Origin of the sequence: Bradyrhizobium sp. SZCCHNS3052, from assembly GCF_032484495.1 — a bacterium.
Lineage (GTDB): Bacteria > Pseudomonadota > Alphaproteobacteria > Rhizobiales > Xanthobacteraceae > Bradyrhizobium.
Genome location: NZ_JAUETB010000016.1, coordinates 133,066 through 149,243, shown reverse-complemented (window position 1 = coordinate 149,243; position 16,178 = coordinate 133,066). Strand labels below are relative to the sequence as shown.

The 16,178-nt window shown below is 66.2% G+C and carries 15 protein-coding genes; 5 read left to right on the top strand and 10 right to left on the bottom strand.

From position 1 onward, the window contains the following. Positions 1-766 precede the first annotated feature (766 nt). From QX073_RS31745 to QX073_RS31735, 3 genes are all read right to left on the bottom strand, one after another. Positions 767-1,456: a Fe2+-dependent dioxygenase gene (locus tag QX073_RS31745; protein WP_315716500.1), complete on the bottom strand. Its 690-nt coding sequence runs from the start codon at positions 1,454-1,456 to the stop codon at positions 767-769. Between the two features lie 40 nt (positions 1,457-1,496). After that, positions 1,497-4,028, bottom strand: a complete 2,532-nt coding sequence (locus tag QX073_RS31740) for a TonB-dependent receptor (RefSeq protein ID WP_316186071.1) — start codon at positions 4,026-4,028, stop codon at positions 1,497-1,499. 564 nt (positions 4,029-4,592) lie between these two features. Beyond that, positions 4,593-5,711 (bottom strand): ring-opening amidohydrolase, encoded by a 1,119-nt coding sequence (locus QX073_RS31735; RefSeq protein WP_316226933.1) that lies wholly within the window; start codon positions 5,709-5,711, stop codon positions 4,593-4,595. 118 nt (positions 5,712-5,829) lie between these two features. Here QX073_RS31735 and QX073_RS31730 point away from each other — a divergent pair, with 118 nt between their 5' ends. The 4 genes from QX073_RS31730 to QX073_RS31715 all read left to right on the top strand — a co-directional run bounded on the left by QX073_RS31730 (position 5,830) and on the right by QX073_RS31715 (position 9,705). After that, on the top strand, positions 5,830-6,633 hold the full coding sequence (locus tag QX073_RS31730) for an MBL fold metallo-hydrolase (protein ID WP_316226932.1): 804 nt from the start codon (positions 5,830-5,832) through the stop codon (positions 6,631-6,633). Between the two features lie 127 nt (positions 6,634-6,760). Then, on the top strand, positions 6,761-8,461 hold the full coding sequence (locus tag QX073_RS31725) for a hypothetical protein (RefSeq protein ID WP_315753734.1): 1,701 nt from the start codon (positions 6,761-6,763) through the stop codon (positions 8,459-8,461). A gap of 120 nt (positions 8,462-8,581) precedes the next feature. Further along, entirely contained in the window at positions 8,582-9,070 is a 489-nt protein-coding gene (locus QX073_RS31720) for a DUF427 domain-containing protein (protein ID WP_316195311.1), read from the top strand. A gap of 152 nt (positions 9,071-9,222) precedes the next feature. Then, complete coding sequence (locus QX073_RS31715) at positions 9,223-9,705, top strand: hypothetical protein (protein WP_316226931.1); 483 nt, start codon at positions 9,223-9,225, stop codon at positions 9,703-9,705. A 25-nt stretch (positions 9,706-9,730) separates the two neighbouring features. Here QX073_RS31715 and QX073_RS31710 read toward each other — a convergent pair whose 3' ends face one another. From QX073_RS31710 to QX073_RS31680, 7 genes are all read right to left on the bottom strand, one after another. Then, entirely contained in the window at positions 9,731-10,384 is a 654-nt protein-coding gene (locus QX073_RS31710; RefSeq protein ID WP_315753728.1) for an HAD-IA family hydrolase, read from the bottom strand. Between the two features lie 56 nt (positions 10,385-10,440). After that, positions 10,441-10,875 carry a VOC family protein gene (locus tag QX073_RS31705; RefSeq protein ID WP_315753726.1) on the bottom strand — a complete coding sequence of 145 codons (435 nt, stop codon included), beginning with the start codon at positions 10,873-10,875 and terminating at the stop codon, positions 10,441-10,443. Between the two features lie 750 nt (positions 10,876-11,625). Further along, entirely contained in the window at positions 11,626-12,036 is a 411-nt protein-coding gene (locus QX073_RS31700; RefSeq protein ID WP_315753724.1) for a hypothetical protein, read from the bottom strand. 126 nt (positions 12,037-12,162) lie between these two features. Beyond that, the gene (locus QX073_RS31695; protein WP_316171297.1) at positions 12,163-12,813 is read right to left on the bottom strand and encodes an Mpo1-like protein; all 651 of its coding nucleotides are present in this window, start codon (positions 12,811-12,813) and stop codon (positions 12,163-12,165) included. A gap of 246 nt (positions 12,814-13,059) precedes the next feature. Continuing rightward, positions 13,060-13,254: a DUF2783 domain-containing protein gene (locus QX073_RS31690; RefSeq protein ID WP_315716512.1), complete on the bottom strand. Its 195-nt coding sequence runs from the start codon at positions 13,252-13,254 to the stop codon at positions 13,060-13,062. Beyond that, entirely contained in the window at positions 13,251-14,888 is a 1,638-nt protein-coding gene (locus QX073_RS31685; RefSeq protein ID WP_316226930.1) for an FAD-dependent oxidoreductase, read from the bottom strand. Before QX073_RS31685 ends, QX073_RS31690 begins: the two co-directional genes overlap by 4 nt. Before the next feature lie 51 nt (positions 14,889-14,939). Then, positions 14,940-15,482 (bottom strand): VOC family protein, encoded by a 543-nt coding sequence (locus tag QX073_RS31680; protein ID WP_315716514.1) that lies wholly within the window; start codon positions 15,480-15,482, stop codon positions 14,940-14,942. A 124-nt stretch (positions 15,483-15,606) separates the two neighbouring features. On the opposite strand from QX073_RS31680, the gene QX073_RS31675 reads away from it, so the two are divergent. After that, the gene (locus QX073_RS31675; RefSeq protein ID WP_316167899.1) at positions 15,607-16,125 is read left to right on the top strand and encodes a MarR family transcriptional regulator; all 519 of its coding nucleotides are present in this window, start codon (positions 15,607-15,609) and stop codon (positions 16,123-16,125) included. The last annotated feature ends 53 nt before the right edge of the window (positions 16,126-16,178 follow it).

The following is a 16,178-nucleotide window of genomic DNA, read 5'->3' as shown; positions in this document are numbered from 1 at the left end:
ATAACTCCCTGAAAGTCCTGACCTGGGGCGCGACGAGCCGTGCACGGTTCCGCCAACGCGGCTGCCTGTCACGCAAATGCCGCCGTTCGGTCTTCCATCAATTCTAATTAGTCGGCGCCGGCGTGATGGTCCCGTTCGGTGGGAGCGAGGGCATCACGCGCGTTCTTCGAGACGTGATGCCGCCGGAAACGGCTCGAAAGCGTCGAGATCCGAATCAGGGTGCGGTGGAATCAGGTTTGTTTGAAAAAACGGGCCCCGCGCGATCTGGTCAAGCCGCGAGCGGTGGCTGAAGTTCGCGAATCGCACACGCTTGCCGGCGTAGAAAGATCGTGCTGCTCGCAAGCGGCGGTCTGCCGGCAGTCAAGGACGTGTGACAGCTCAAGGAAGAGACAGGCGGCCGCTTGTGAGATTGGACGGTGGTCCATCGCGAAGGCTGAGAACGGCTCCGCAGCGATGTGGTCATCGTCCGAACGAATGAGCCGGGCTGCATGTGTGCAACCCGGCTCGTAGACGATCGAAAACAACGTGAGCATGGCGACCGAAGGCGGATATTGAGACGCGCGTTTCCTTGGAAGCAGCGGTCGATGCCGGGTCTATCGCTTGCCATCTCGACCGCTGTCATGCTCCGCGAAGGCAGTGCATCCAGCAATCCGCGAAGATGATGAACCGAGATGTCACGGCGTACCAGATCGTCCGCGCTCGCGGACGATGACAGTGAGGGTCTACATATCTGCATCAATAGGGCTGGAACGTTGAAAACGGTCGTCTAGTTCTCGGCCCAGTAGCGGATCAGGTTGTGATAGAGGCCGGTCAGCCGCACCATCTCCGGATCGTCGCGTCCCATCCGCTGCGACAATCCCTGGATCGTCGTGTCGAGATCGAAGATCATGCTGCGCGCGAGGGGATCGCGGATCATGCTCTGCAGCCAGAAGAACGAGGCGACGCGGACGCCGCGCGTCACCGGGGTGACCATGTGCAGGCTCGAGGCGGGATACAGCACGAGGTCGCCGGCCGGCAGCTTGACCTCGTGCGAGCCGTACAGATCCTCGATGACCAGCTCGCCGCCGTCGTAATCCTCCGGCTCGGACAGAAACAGCGTGACCGAAAGGTCGGTGCGAATGCGCAGGCCGGTGAGCTTGTCGCCGCGGACCGCGTTGTCGACGTGGATGCCGAAATGGTGGCCCGACTCCGCGCTGTAGCGGTTGAACAGCGGCGGGAAGATCTGCTGCGGGATGGCGGCGGCGAGAAAGCGCGGATTGGCGGTCATCGCCGAAATGATGCGGTGGCCGAGCTTGCGCGCCACCTCGCTGTCGGGCGGCAACTGCTCGTTGCGCTTGACCATGGCCGACTGGGCGCCGGCCGTCGAGCGGCCGTCCTCCCAGTCGCTGTCGTCCATGATGTGGCGGAAGTCCGCCACATCGTCTTTGCTCAAAACTCCGGGGACACAGATCAGCATGAACTCATCACTTGATGTATGCCCAGGTTTGGGTGTGCGATCAGAACCGCCCGGACAGGACGATCGACGCGCTTCGTCCCGGACCGACGAGCACGAACGGGGTGGCACTCTGATAGAGAGCGTCGTAGTAGAGCTTGTCGAAGATGTTGGCAACAAACAGCTTCGCCGTCCAGTTCTTGTCGAGCTTGGCTTCCGCGAACGCATCGAAGCGCCAGTAGCTCGGCAGCTCCGTGCCCTGGTTGGCCGCCAGCCAGGTGCCGCCGAAGATCTTCGAGCGGTACACCGCCTGGCCGCCGATCTCCCAGGTGTCGTTGATCTGGTACTTCGTCAGCAGGCTGAACGACTGGTGCGCGGTGTTGGCGAGTTGCAGGCCGACATTGCTGGTGAACAGCGCGGTGTTGGCTGGCGGGATGTTCGACTTCGTCACCTCCGACTGCATCAGCACGATGCCGCCGAAGATGCTCCATTTGTCGGTCAGCTTGCCGCCCGCCTGCAGGTCGATGCCGCGGATGCGGTAGGCGGCACCGGCCGAGAGACACGGCACGGAGCCGATGGTGCCTGCCGGATACGGGCAGTCCGCGGTGGCCTGCGCGGCGCTGGTGATGTTGCGTGACTCGCGGGCGTTCTCCTTCTCGGTCTGGAACAGCGCTCCGGTGACCAGCAGGCGACCGTCGAGCAGCTCCCACTTGGTGCCGATCTCGATCGAGGTGTTCTTCTCGGGCCCGAAGATCTGGTTGGCGCCGCCATTGGTGACCGCCGACAGGCCGCCATATTGCGGGCTGAGGCCGTCGAACTCCGCGCCGACCGGATTCGACGAGGTGGCGTAGGCCGCATAGAAGCTGGCGTAGGGCACCGGCTTCAAGGTCATGCCGACGTTGAAGTTCGGCATGCCGCTGGAGGCCGCCGTCGAACCCGGCGTGTTGGCGACGCCGTTGACGGTGCCGAAGCCGTCGACCCGGACGTCGTATTTGTCGTAGCGCACGCCGCCGTTGAGGATGACGAGATCGCGGTAGTTGACGCTGTCGAGCGCGTAGACGCTCGCCGAGTCGATCTTCACGTTCGTCGGGAATTGTCCCAGCGACGGAATGCCGAACGGTAGGTTGGTGAACTGCGGGTTGAACACGCTCACGCCCGAGAGCGAGCCGCTGCCCGCGAACGCCAGGCCCTGCTGCTCGGATGTCAACCCGGTGTAGCTGTTGATGCGCGCCTTTTCCTGCGAGACTTCGAGCCCCGCGAGCACGGTGTGCCTGAAGTTGCCGGTATCGAACTTGTAGGTCGCCTCGAGCTGGTTGGCGAGCACGTCGGTCTGCTGGAAGCGGCTCTGCGGATTGGCCCGGATCGTCGAATTCGACAGCGGGTTGGTGAGCGTCGGGCCTTCCGGCAGCGTGCCGATGTAGTTCAGGGTCGAGCGCGACACCCGGATCTTGTCGGAGATAGTCAGGTCTGGGGTGACCTTCACCTCGGCATTGAACGTACCGATGTCCTGTCCGACACGCGAGAAGTCGCGGTTGACGAAGCCGTACCAGGCGTTGCGCGGCGAGCCGACCTCGGGGAACGGCGCGCCGGCGGTGAGCGTGCTCGGCCGATAGTAGGGAACGCCGAAGTCCGGACGGCCGGTCACCTCGTTGTGGATGTAGTTGGCGGACAGGGTCACGGTGTCCAGCGGCGTCCACTTGGTGGCGACGAAGCCGCCGTTGCGGTTGTCGGTGACGTAGTCGCGGCCGGCCACGCCGGCATCCTGGAACAGGCCGCCGACGCGGGCAGCGAAGGTCGGCGTGATCTTCTGGTTGACGTCGATCACCACGCGCTTGGTCCTGTCGGTGCCGAGCGTGGTGTCCATGTTGTAGAAGCTGTTCTCGGTCGTGGCCTGCTTGGTCACGATGTTGATCGCGCCGCCGGTGGTGCCGCGGCCGGCGAAGGACGACGCCGGGCCGCGCAGGATCTCGACCTGCTCGGTGAAGAAGTTCTCACGCACGGAGACGCCGGCGTCACGCACGCCGTCGATGAAGACGTCGTTGCGGGCGTCGAAGCCGCGGATGAAGAAGCGGTCGCCGAACGCGTTGCCGCCTTCGCCGGTGCCGAGCGTCACGCCGGCGGTGGAAAGCACCGCGGATTTGAGGCTGGTGGAGTTCTTGTCCGCCAGGATCTCCTTGCTCAGGACGGTGACGGTCTTCGGCGTGTTGAGCAGCTTCTCCGGAAACTTGCCGGAGGCCTGCAGCCGCTCGCCCTTGTAGTCGGAGGCGGGGCTGGAATAGGGGTTGCGGTCGGGCGGCAGATTGCTCTTCGGCGCCGCGGCCTGTTGCTGTTGTTGCTGGCGGGCGGCGCGGCGCATCGCGTCGCGGGCGCGGACCTGGTCCGCGGTCGGGCGCGAGGCGGCCGGCTTGGGGCGCGCCACCGGGGCTTCGACGGTGACGGACGGCAGCGGCGCCTGTTGGGCTTCGGCACCGGAGAACGAGGCAACCGCGATTAGGCTCGCGACTGCCGAGACTTTCACACCGGAAATCTCGGGAGATGGATCCCACTCGTGTCCGCTTGCCCCTCGCAAGCTCCTTGGAAAGACTGCCTTACCCATACTCGACCACCCCATTCGTTACGCAGAACTTTGACTTGGGTTCGTTTCAACGCCCGCAACCGGCGCGCGCTTGTTGCGAATGCAAGTCAAGAAGCGGGGGAAAGCGGCCCAAAGCTGGTTCCGCCGGTGGCCGGAATGCGAAAAGTTTCCATCCATTTCTGAGAATGAGAGTTGTTTGCAGACTGTCGCCCCGTAGCAACAGTTGAAACCTCCTGGTTGAACCGATCTCCGTCATTCAATTGCTGATGAGAGAATTGGTGGTCTTTCACGTCGTCTCGCGAGGTGGATCGTTCGCTTGACGATCACTTCGGTCGATCTTCGGTTCGAGCTGCTCCCCGCCGCGTCGCGAGATGCGGCGGGAATCTGGCGAATCTGTTGCCTGATCGGGACGCGTGTGCGGCTCGGAACTTCGCCGTGGTGATCAGGTAGAACGCGGCGCCCGGAGCGATCTGGGTGAACGGGACGTTGCCGCGGTGGCAGGTGTCGGAATGGAGCGGTCGGTGAGGTTCCGAGCGTAGACCTTCATGCCAGGGGCCGGCATCTGCAGCGGTGTCGACCGTGAGATCAGCGGCGCTCGGCGATGATCGCGACCGGCCCGCCGCCGTCGGGGCCCTGATGCTCGGCGCCGCCCGAGACGAACAGGTCGGTGAAGCCGAACAGCCCGGCCAGCGCGCCGCCGACGAAGGCGCGGGCATGGCGGGTGGAGGAGACGTCGCTGTCATCCAGCATGGTATGCCGCTGGCCGCGCAGCCGGCCGCTCTGCGCCGCCTCCGCCTTCGCGAGCACCGCGGCGATGCGGCTGCGATCGGCCGCCGCCACCTGGCCCGGCACGTTCAGGCCGAGCCGGGCGAGCGCCTGCCGGGCCGGCTCGATGTCGATGGCATCGCCCATGACGGCATGATCGATCGCGAGCGGCCCGCTCCAGGTGGCCGACATGCCGGCCACCATGATCTCGTGGTCGAGCAGCTCGACGCCGCCCGAGGTGGCCGCACGCGCGCTGTAGCGCGAGACGTCGGCGCAGATCGTCGCGTCGGAGACATCGGCGGCGGCGAGCTCGCCGAGCGCGATCGCGACACCCAGCGCCGAGGCGCCGCGCGAGAAGCCCATCGATTTCAGCGTATCGCGCACGGCGGTGCGCTGTCCCCGGGCCTCGACCGCCTCGATGCGCTCCATCGTCAGCAGCGGGCATTTCACCTGCACATAATGGACGTCGGCGGGATCGCTGATGCCGGCGTCGGTCATGGCCGCGCGCACGCCGGCGGCCACGAGCTCGACCTGCGGCATGCGGCCGAGATGCTCGCCCGGCAGCGCCGGCGTGCGCGCGCGCCCGAGCGCCAGCGATGCCGGGAAAGCGCGCGGCGCCGCGGCGTCACCCCCGTCGCGTGCCTCGAACACGATCATGTGCGGCGACAGCGCGCCCTCGGTGCCGCCGGACATCACCATCGCGATCTGCCGCACGGCGTCGGCTGCGAGATATCGGCCGAGCAGCGTCTCCAGCGAGCGCACGGCGAAGGCGCGGGTGAAGTCGTTGACGCAGCCATTGCCTTCGGTCTTGCCGAGAATGGCGACGATGCCGGCGGGATCGATGGCGCTTTGCGCGATTCCGGCCTCGAGCGCGCCGACATCGTCCGGGCTCCGCATCGGCAGGCGGTGAACGTAGGCGCGGCGCAGCGTGGTCGGCATGTCGAGAACTCCTGTCGGGCGTCCGGCGACACTAGGCAATCACGAAGCCGCGCGCGACGGTGTTCCGGGATGGTCCGCGTGCTATCCTTCGCAATCCCATCTCGACGACTGGTGCTCCATGCCTCTCTGGACCTGCTTTCAATGCGGCGCGCAGTTTCCCGATACGGTAGCGCCGCCCGGCCATTGCGTCGTCTGCGAGGACGAGCGGCAATATGTGAATTGGAAGGGACAGAGCTTCCTCAGCCGCGACGACCTTGCTGGCCGGCATCAGGTCATCTGGCGCGAGGATGACGGCCTGACCGGCCTCGCTCTGGACCCGAGCTTTGCGATCGGCCAGCGCGCGCTGCTCGTTCCCGAGCCGGACGGCTGCGTGATGTGGGACTGCATTCCCTTGGCGACCGATGCGGCCATCTCCCGCGTCCGCTCATTGGGCGGCCTGAAGGCCATCGCGGTGTCGCATCCGCACTACTATGGCGCGGTCGCCGATTGGAGCGCAGCGTTCGGCAACGCGCCGGTCTATCTCCATGGCGACGACCGCGCCTTCGTCACCCGGCCGCATCCGGCGATCGTGCCATGGACGGGCGATCGCCTCGCCATCTCGGATGACGTCGTGCTGCTGCGGATCGGCGGGCATTTTGCCGGCGCCACCATCCTGCATTGGCGCAAAGGTGCCGGTGGCAAGGGCGCGCTGTTGACCGGTGACATCGCGATGGTGGCGATGGATCGCCGCCACGTCAGCTTCATGTATTCCTATCCGAACTACATCCCGCTCGGCGCCGCCGCCGTGCGCCGCATCGCCGATGCGGTCGCGCCGCTGGCCTTCGACCGCATCTACGGCGCGTGGTGGCAGAAGAACATCGGCGACGATGCGAAGGCGGCGTTCGATCGCTCGGTGCGGCGTTATCTCCAGGCGATCGCCTGAGCCGCCGGCTTTGCGGAATCCCCGTAAAGTAACGGGGCATTAGGCACAACCAGAAGGTTGTTTCAGGGCATCTTGCAGTCTTTGGTCGGATGGTATCGAAGTATCCCGGGCGGAATGGGGTACCTCAATGCATTTGCCATCGTGCTCGTCGGCGACCGGCGCCATCGTGCCGGCCGGGCTCCTCGTGCATTCAGACCTCCGATCAGCTCCCCATCATCCGGTGTCCGCCTCCAGCGCCGGCGACCTGTCCTGGCGCTGGATTCTGTTGGCGCTGGTGCTCGCCATCGTGCTCGCGGTGCCGTTCCTGCTGGTCGATGTCCCGCCGGTGCTCGACTATCCCAACCACCTCGCGCGGCTGTTCGTGCTGGCGCATCCCGACGATCCCGTGCTGTCGCAGATATACGCGCCGAATTGGCGCATCCTGCCCAATCTCGGCATGGACGTGATCGGCGTCGCGCTGCTGCGCGTCACCGACGTTCATGTCGGCGGCCGCATCCTGCTCGCGCTCAGCCTGTTCGCGCCGCTCGTCGGCGTCATCACCTATCACCGCGCGGTGTTCGGCCGGCTGTCGTTGTGGCCGCTGGCGGCCGGCATCGTCGCCTATGACGGCGTCTTCCTGCTCGGCTTCATGAATTTCCAGCTCTCGCTCGGCCTGGCCCTCGGCGGCGCCGCCGGCTGGGTGGCGCTGCGCCGTCGGGGCGGCTGGCTGCCCGCGATCGCCTGGGGCGCCATCGCCGCGGCGGCCGCCTTCCTCTGCCACATCTTCGGCCTGCTGTTCTTCGCGGTCCTGATCGGCGCCGGAGAGGCCGACCGGCTGTGGCGGCTGCGCCGGTCGCCGGTCCTGGCGCGGGAGTTCGCTGTCGCTGCCTGTGCGCTCGGAGTCACGCTCAGCCCGGCCGTGCTGCTCTATGGGCTCTGTCCGCTGGGCGAGGGTGGATTGCAACTCGGCGACTGGGACGGACCGCCGAAGCTGTGGCGCATCATGACGCCGTTCCTGACAACCAGCGCCGAGCTGACGATCATCACGACGGTCGTGGTGATGTCTGTGTTGGTCCTCGTCCGGCGCCAGCTCGTCGTCGCGCCGGGCGTTCCGCTGGCGCTGGCGGCGCTGTTCGTCGCCTTCGTCGCCGCGCCGTGGACGGCGCTGGGAGGAACGTTGATCGACATGCGCTTTGCCGCGATGTGCGGCCTGCTGCTGTTCGCCGGCTTGCAGCCGGTCGTGTCCGGCAGGAAGGCGGTGCTCGTCGGCATCGTCCTCTCGGGGCTGATGTTGATTCGGACCGCGGATATCGCATCGGCATGGATCGATCACAGGGTGGACCTCGCCGAACTGCGCGCGGCGATCGCGCATGTGCAGCCCGGCGCGCGCGTCATCGCCGCGCATGGCCACGAGCAGCCCGTCTCCAGCCGGCGCGAGCGGATCCTGCCCGGATTCCGCTACGTCGATTCCCATATGGCGGCGCTGCTCGTGATCGAGCGGCGGGCGTTCTGGCCGCTGATGTTCGCCCATCCGAACCAGCAGCCCATCACGGTCCGTCCCTCTTTCGCTCGTCTTGCGCAGCCGCTGGCCGAGCCCGCCGCGTGGCGCTGGCTGCAACCTGACACGCCGCCCGCCGACGTGTTGCCGCTCGCGCGCTATCTGGCCGGCTGGCGGTCGAACTTCGATGCTGTCCTGTTGCTCGACCCGCCAGTCCCTGAGCAGCCGGTCGCCGGACTCACGCCGCTCTATCTCGGCAGCTACATCCAACTGTTCCGCATCGGGCAGGGCACCGGCACCACCGCTGTGCAGGAGCCTCAGCCCGCTCCGCCGGCGGCCTCACCTTCGTGAAGCCGGAACGACGGCCGCCGCTCCCCATCCGTCTCCAGTGATCCCTTGTCTCCGTTCGGCCGTTGCCTTGCGCTGGCCGGGCGCTAGGCGCGCTCGGTGGCGCCACAACGGAGAAGCGACATGCGACGCATCGTGCCGGGGCCGGGCCAGGAATCGGTGTGGGACTATCCGCGGCCGCCGCGGCTGGAGCGCTGCACGGCGCGGCTGCGCGTCGCATTTGCCGGCGTCACCATCGCCGACACGCAGGATGGCCATCGCGTGCTCGAGACCAGCCATCCTCCGGTCTACTACATCCCGCCGCAGCATGTCGCGATGCAGTGGCTGCGGTGCGCGCCCGGCCGGTCGTTCTGCGAGTTCAAGGGCGTCGCCGGCTACTGGACGCTGGAGGTCGGCGGCCGCGTGTCCGAGCAGGCCGCCTGGAGCTACGAGCAGCCGACGGCGCCATTCGCACCGATCGCGGGCCATCTGGCGTTCTATGCCTCGCGGGTCGAGGCCTGCTTCGTCGGCGACGAGCGCGTTGCCGCGCAACAGGGCGATTTCTACGGCGGCTGGATCACCTCTCGTGTCGTCGGACCGTTCAAGGGCGGGCCGGGTACGCGGCACTGGTAGACAGGCTCCCGTCCCGATGCATGATCCGGTCGCCGATCCTGATCGTAGGGATGAATGGTGACGGCAGCCTGCGCATGCAGCGCGGCCTGACTTGGCTGGGGCCGCAATCCCTGCCGGACCAGATCTCATCTTCACGACGCCGGGGGAATGCCATGCGACGGTTGATGAAGTTTCTGCACACGATGGGCGCGATCGGCATGATGGGCGCGATGGCCTGCCTCGTCGTGCTGCTCGGCCTCATCCCGCAGCCGTCGGTGTCGCTTGCGCACTATGCCGAGATGCGCGCGGCGATGGGCGCCATCGTGCGCTACGTGTTCTTCCCCTCGCTCGGCCTGACCCTGGTCGCCGGCCTGCTGGCGATCGCGATCAACCGCGCGCTGCACAGCGCCGGCTGGGCGCTCGCCAAGCTCGCTTCCGGCATCCTCGTCTTCGAATGGGGCTTTGCCGCCGTGCAGGGACCGATGCAGGAAGCCGCCGAGGAGGCCGCGCGCGCCGTCGCCGGCCAGATCGATCCGGCGACGCTTGCGCCCAACTTCGGCACCGAGCAGGGCGCCATCTGGGTCATGCTCGGCGTCGCCACCGTGAACGTCATCCTGGGCGTCTGGCGGCCGACGTTTACCAACCTGCCTGATTGAGGAGACTGGGCGCTGGAGGCTGGTGCTACAGTGCGTCGTCGAGGCAGCGCCGTAGTTCGGCGACCGTGGTCACGACACGGCTTGCACCGGCCGCGGCGAGTTGCTCCGCGGTGTGATAGCCCCAGGTGACGCCGATGCCGGGGACGCCTGCAGCCTTTGCCATCAGCATGTCGAAGCTGGTGTCGCCGATGAAGACGGCATCATCAGCCGCGACGCCGGTCTCAGCCAGCGCCTGCAGCAACATGCCGGGATGCGGCTTCGACGGTGCCTTGTCTGCCGCCTGAATGGTGCTGAACCGATCGCGCCAGCCGAGCATTTCGAGCGCCGGCACGACGGCCTTTGAGGTATGTCCGGTCGCTATCGCAAGCACGGTGCCGGGCCTGCAGCTCAGGGCGCCCAGCAACTCGCCGATTCCATCGAACGGCCGCTCGGCAAAGGCGGCATCGCCGCGTAGTTGCGGCAGCACCCGGCCATAGGCCTGCACCATGCTCATGATTGGAGCGCCGTCGCCGGCGAGCTCGGCGAGCACGAGCTCCAGGGAGCGGCCGATCAGCGCCAAGCTGTCCTGCGCGCTAGGCACCGGCAGCCCGAAGTCCGCGAACACGATGCGATGGCATTCGAGGATCAGGGCCCGGCTGTCGACCAGCGTGCCGTCGAAATCGAAGATGATGAGCTGCACGGAGTGGGCTTTCGGGTGGGCGTTCATGGCGAGAGACTAGACCGCGCGCGGGCCGCCTATTTCAATTCCAGCTCCTGCGCGAAGCGCAGCAGGTAGCCGTCGGGATCCTGCACCAGAAACTGGCGTTGGCCGCGTGCCCGCTCGCCCACCCGATACCAGGCTTCGCGACATTCTTCGAATAGCGGCCAGTTCCCTTGTTCAAGCGCGGCCAGCAACGGCGTGATGTCATCAATGATGATCTGGAAATTGATCCCCCGTCCGAACGGCCGTTCGAGGGGGGCGGTCTCCCAGTTGCCGTTGTGCTGCATCAGCATCACCTGTGCGCCCTGCAACTCGATATACATGAAGCGGTCTTCGGGACGCTGATAGGCGATCCGAAAGCCCAGCAGGTCGCACCAGAAGCTCTTGCTCGCATCGAGGTCACTGACGTCGAGCTCGGGGACGAGAGAAGCGAAGCCACCGGTGGGCAATCTGTCGGATGAAGCGGTCATACTGCTCCATCATAGCCGGCAGCGCGCGCGAGAGCCACGGCGTTTGATCTGTCCAATGGATGCGGTCAGTTGCTTGCTGCGCTCGCTGCTGCACAGCGAAGCGCGGGCCAAAACGCAGGTCTTGATCGCTGCTTCAGCGCGATCGCCCCGTCGAGGCCACCGAGAAGAAGATTTTTGTTGCTATTTTTCCGAAATCATGTTTTTCTCTCCCCATCCCGCCTCGTGCAGAGGGACGTACGCGTCGTCACGAACGTGGAGGTGGGCTGCGATGGACGTGACGGCTGCGCCAGACGAGCGCAGTTCGGCGCGGACGGCGAAGTCGTGTGGTCCTGGCCTCTCGACGCTGAGGTCAAGTTCGCTTTCGATGCTGTGACGGCTCGGGGCGGGCGATGGGGGCAAGAACGCCGATCCCCAGGGAGAGCGCGAAGGACACCGTTAAAACCGATCGCGCGGGGGAGGCCGGTTGTCAGGCCCGACCTGTGGTGACTGCCGCCTGCTTTCTTGTTGCAGGCGGGCCATGGGCCGCGGTCAGCACCCGGCCTTCCCCGCGCCCTCTCATTTTCAGAGGGACGACTGCCGCATCACTCGGGCACCGATCGTGCCGCGGGATCGCGAACACGCATGCAAGATCACATGTTCAGGATGTCATCAGGGGGCGGGCCCGCAGCCTCCGACGACGCGCATTGTCTTCAGCTGGTCATGCCCGACGCCAGCGCCGCCGCGGCGCTGACGCCGGCCATGTCGACGTTTTCAGAGCTGCGTCGCCCGCAGCTCGATCGTGAGCGGTACGGTCGTGCGCTTGGCGGCCGGATCGGCCGGCATCTGCAGCACGCGGGCGCGCTGGCCGGTGGCGAGGTCGGTGACCTTGACGATTCGGCCATTGGAGAATTCGAGCGCATCGTGATGTTCGGTCGGCTTGTTGGTGTCGACCTGCCGGAAGCGGGCGAGATGGGCGCCGACCTTGCGCCGGAAGAAGAAGCCCTTGATGCGGACATCGTCTTCGAAGGCGAGCTCCGTGCCCGGCCGCAGGCAGACGGCGGTCAACGGGTCGTCCTTGGTGCAGAAGCCGCGGGTCTCCGTGCCGGGAAATCGACAGGAGACCAGCACGTCGGCAGTTTTGGCATCGCGGGAAGCAACAGTATGGAGGCTGTAGTCACACATGGGGAGCTCCTGAAGGCCGCCAGCACTGAGGCCGCAACGGCGCAGCAGGAGAGTTGTTCCATGTTGTTGCAGCCCGTCTGCTCAAGGACTCCCGCCGCGGGACCGGCCGGCGGCGGGAACTCGCGATCAGGTGAGATGCGCAGCTTCTTCGGCCTCGTCCTCGGCGGCGCCCCAATGCGAGGCGTCCTTGATGGTTGGATCGATCAGCTCGCCGCGCAGCAGCGCCAGCGGCGACTTCCAATACAGCGCGATGTTGTGGAACGGGTCGGTCAGCACCTTGAAGGCCCAGATCAGGCCCGTCGAGACATCCTGCATTGCAAACAGCTGGATGACGCGAAACAGGCCGCCGCCGATGCCGACCGCGAGCCAGAGCAGGCCGACGTGGCGGACGAAGTCCATCCGGCCGGTCGGCTCGGCGAACAGGCCGAACAGCGTCGGAAACGCGAACAGCGCCACCGGCACCAGGCCCCACACCGTCAGCAGCACGATCTTGCGGGTCTGATTGTAGCCGACCTTGACCGCTTCCTTGTAGTCGTTGCTGACGCCGTTGACGTGGTCATAGCCGTTCGGTTCGAAGAAGAAGTGCCCGGTCTGCCGCGTCAGCATCGCGAGCCAGCCGACCAGGCCGGCCATCGCCGGATCCTTGAACAGGAGCGCATAGCACACGAGGAAGATCACGGCGCTGACCAGGTGCAGCGTCTGATTGATCCGGCTCTGATGATAGTAGCGATAGTCGTCGAAGCGCTGCGTCTGCAGCGTCTTGTAGTAGCGCGACATGCGAATCCCCGTGCCGTTGTGGAACGAGGCGAAGACGTAGAGGGCCTCGGTGAAGGTGGCGTGACATTATGATGTTGTCACAATGAAACCGACCGGGATCGGATCGGGAGCCGCAATGTGCGCAAGCGAGCGGACTCTGCGCCGGCGCACGCTCGCCGGCTGGTCTCTCTGTCTGCCGCAAAATGCGGAGAAACGGCTTTGATCCGGATCAAAGCCGGCTGCCGATGTGACGTGTTGCGGCCTGCGTCAGCCGGCGGGCGACCTTGCCAGCCGGATCGCCTCGCTCAGGATCGCCCGGTCACCGATATGGTTGGCGAGCAGCAGCACCAGCCTGGCGTTCATGCGCAGCGCCTCGTCCTCGCCGAGGTCGCGCTGGCCGCCGATCAGCTCGGCATAGAAGTCGTCGGGATCGCTGATGTTCGGGGTGAGGGTCAGGCTCATGCTGCAAGCTCCTGCTGGACCGCGCCGCGCCTGCCGCAGGCGCGCCGGACCGCGTCCGTGATCGCGTCCCCGTCGAACTGCGGCCAGCGGGCGGTGACATATTGATCGGGACGGAACAGATAGGTCGTGCCGGGCGAGGCGCCGTATCGTGCCGCGAGCAGGCCCGTGGCATCGGCGATGTCGCGACCGACGACGATCACCTGCGCCGTGATGCCGTCGATGGTGAGCTGCTCGGCCGTCACGGCGGGGTCGAACGTGACCACGGTGAAGCTGGAGCCGAGACAGTTCAGCAACCAGCCGGGCTCGCCCGCGATCGTCACCGGTGCATCGGCGGCATTGGTGCCAGGCGTCATCGCGCCGGGGACGTTGCCGCCGTCAGGCGTATTCAACGACGACGCGACATAGGGCGTCGGCGTCGACAGCCGGCCGCTGTTGACCAGCGGCCGCGCAAAGCTGTGGTTCTGTGCGAGGTCGAGCACGGCGTCGCGGTAAAGACGACTGGCTTGCGTCTTCGGCGTGATGAAGTCGGTCGCGCGCGTCGAGTTCAGGATGTTGTCGTCGGCGGCAAAGGCGCGCTCCTCGTGATAGCTGTCGATCAGGCTCTCCGGCGCCTCGCCGCGCAGCACCATTGCCAGCTTCCAGGCGAGGTTGTCGATGTCCTGCACGCCGGTGTTGGCGCCGCGGGCGCCGAACGGCGACACCTGGTGCGCCGCGTCGCCCGCGAAGAGGATGCGGCCGTGACGGAAATTGTCGATCCGGCGGCAGGCGAACTGATAGATCGACACCCATTCGAGCTCAAATTCGGTGCTCTCGCCGAGCATGGCCCGGATGCGTGGGATCACGCGCTCGGGCTTCTTCTCCTCGTCCGGATTGGCGTCCCAGCCGAGCTGGAAGTCGATGCGCCAGATGTTGTCGGACTGGCGATGCAGCAGCACCGACTGCCCCGGATGGAACGGCGGATCGAACCAGAACCAGCGCTCGGTCGGAAACTCCGCCTTCATCCTGACGTCGGCGATCAGGAAGCGGTCCTGAAAGAACTGACCCGTGAACTCGGCGCCGACCATGCGCCGCGTATCGGAATTGGCGCCGTCGCAGGCGATCACCCACTGCGCCTCCATGGTGAAGATGCCGTCCGGCGTCTCCACCGCGAGCTGCGCGAAGTCGTCGGTCTGCTTGAGGCTGACGAGCCGATGCTTCCAGCGCAGATCGATCAGCGGAGTCCTGTTGCAGGCATCGACCAGAATCTCCTCGAGATAGTATTGTTGCAGGTTGATCATTGCCGGCCAGCGATGGTCGGGCTCGGGCAGCAAATCGAATTGATAAGAGAGCTGGTCGCGGAAGAACACCTTGCCGATGTTCCAGCTCACGCCCTTCTCGACCATCGGCGCGGCGCAGCCGAGCCGATCCCAGATCTCGAGCGGGCGTTTGGCGTAGCACACGGCGCGGGAGCCGATGCTGACGGTATCGTTGTCGTCGAGCACGACCACGGGCTGGCCGCGGGCGGCGAGATCGAGCGCCGCTGTCAGGCCGATCGGCCCGGCGCCGATCACGACGATCGGATGGCGGCGGGTCTCGCCGCTGCGCTGCTCCACCGAGCAGACATAGGGAAATCGCGGATAGACATAGTTGCTCATGGCTGCCTCGCCTGGCGCGTTGCGGTCGGGACTGTCGGGACGAGCAATCGCTCAGTCGCTGCCTGCGAATTCCTTCTCGTGCATCCAGGCGGTGTGCCGCGGCGGCTTCTTGGTGGTCGCCCATTCGTCGACCATGGCGTGGGCGACCGACTTCATCCGCGCGATCTGCTCGGGCGTTGCAGTCCAGGCCGCGATCTCCAGCCGATGGCCGCTCGGATCATGGAAATAGATCGACTTGAAGATGGTGTGGTCGGTGATCCCGACGACGTCGAGGCCGGCGGCCTCGGCGCGCGCCTTGGCTTCTTCCAGCTCCTCCATGTCCTTGACCTGGAAGGCGATGTGCTGGGTCCATTCCGGGGTGTTCGGATCGCGCCCCATCGGCGGCGAGTTCGGCAGCTCGAAGAAGGCGAGGATGTTGCCGTTTCCCGCATCCAGGAAGATGTGCATGTACGGATCGGGCGCCTTGGTCGAGGGCACCTTGTCCTCGGCGATGGCGCCGAGCAGGTCCATGTTGAGGACCTTCTTGTAGAACTCGACCGTGGCCTTGGCGTCGACGCAGCGATAGGCGACGTGATGTATCTTCTCGATCTGCATGATTGTCCTCCCGTTGTTGCCAGGATAGTAACGAATGATACGATTGTGCGGCATTGATCCAGATCAACCCGACCGGGATCGGATCGAGGTCGCCAGGGGCTGGAAGGACGAGGACAGAGACGCAATGACGAAGCCGGCCACCGACATGCGCGACCGCAAGCAGGGCGAGGCGGCCACGGAGCGCGAGCTCCGATTGCAGCGCTATTTTCCCTACCGGCTGGCCCGGCTCGCCGAACAGGTGTCGCTGGCGGTGGCGGAGGTCTATGCCGACCGCTTCGCGCTGTCGCGCCAGGAATGGCGGATCCTCGCGGCGCTCGGCGAGCAGCCGCGGCTGCCGACCAAGGAGATCGGCCGGCTGACGACGCTCGACAAGATGAACGTCAGCCGCGCCATGCAGAGCCTGGAGGCACGCGGGATCGTCAGCCGCAGCCGCGATCCGGAGGACGGCCGCGAGCGGATCGTGGCGCTGACGGCCGCCGGGCGGGCTCTGTACCGCAGGATCGTGCCTCATGCGCTGGCGCGCGAGGCCGAGCTGCTGAGCGTGCTTTCGGCCGCCGAGATCGCGACCCTCGACACGGTCATCGACAAGCTGCTCGCGGCCGCCGAACGATCGCTCGATGATCCCCCCGGCCGAAAGGCTTGATCGGTGCCGCCGCCGCGCTATATCGACGGTCTCTCTCCACCCCTGATAGCATG

Bases quoted from the DNA above. Each gene is read 5' to 3' on its own strand.
- QX073_RS31680 (WP_315716514.1), bottom strand. From the start codon at position 15,482: ATGCAGATCGAGAAGATACATCACGTCGCCTATCGCTGCGTCGACGCC.
- QX073_RS31720 (WP_316195311.1), top strand. From the start codon at position 8,582: ATGCGACGCATCGTGCCGGGGCCGGGCCAGGAATCGGTGTGGGACTAT.
- QX073_RS31715 (WP_316226931.1), top strand. From the start codon at position 9,223: ATGCGACGGTTGATGAAGTTTCTGCACACGATGGGCGCGATCGGCATG.
- QX073_RS31745 (WP_315716500.1), bottom strand. From the start codon at position 1,456: ATGCTGATCTGTGTCCCCGGAGTTTTGAGCAAAGACGATGTGGCGGAC.
- QX073_RS31730 (WP_316226932.1), top strand. From the start codon at position 5,830: ATGCCTCTCTGGACCTGCTTTCAATGCGGCGCGCAGTTTCCCGATACG.
- QX073_RS31685 (WP_316226930.1), bottom strand. From the start codon at position 14,888: ATGAGCAACTATGTCTATCCGCGATTTCCCTATGTCTGCTCGGTGGAG.
- QX073_RS31705 (WP_315753726.1), bottom strand. From the start codon at position 10,875: ATGACCGCTTCATCCGACAGATTGCCCACCGGTGGCTTCGCTTCTCTC.
- QX073_RS31690 (WP_315716512.1), bottom strand. From the start codon at position 13,254: ATGAGCCTGACCCTCACCCCGAACATCAGCGATCCCGACGACTTCTAT.
- QX073_RS31735 (WP_316226933.1), bottom strand. From the start codon at position 5,711: ATGCCGACCACGCTGCGCCGCGCCTACGTTCACCGCCTGCCGATGCGG.
- QX073_RS31700 (WP_315753724.1), bottom strand. From the start codon at position 12,036: ATGTGTGACTACAGCCTCCATACTGTTGCTTCCCGCGATGCCAAAACT.
- QX073_RS31675 (WP_316167899.1), top strand. From the start codon at position 15,607: ATGACGAAGCCGGCCACCGACATGCGCGACCGCAAGCAGGGCGAGGCG.
- QX073_RS31725 (WP_315753734.1), top strand. From the start codon at position 6,761: ATGCATTTGCCATCGTGCTCGTCGGCGACCGGCGCCATCGTGCCGGCC.
- QX073_RS31695 (WP_316171297.1), bottom strand. From the start codon at position 12,813: ATGTCGCGCTACTACAAGACGCTGCAGACGCAGCGCTTCGACGACTAT.
- QX073_RS31740 (WP_316186071.1), bottom strand. From the start codon at position 4,028: ATGGGTAAGGCAGTCTTTCCAAGGAGCTTGCGAGGGGCAAGCGGACAC.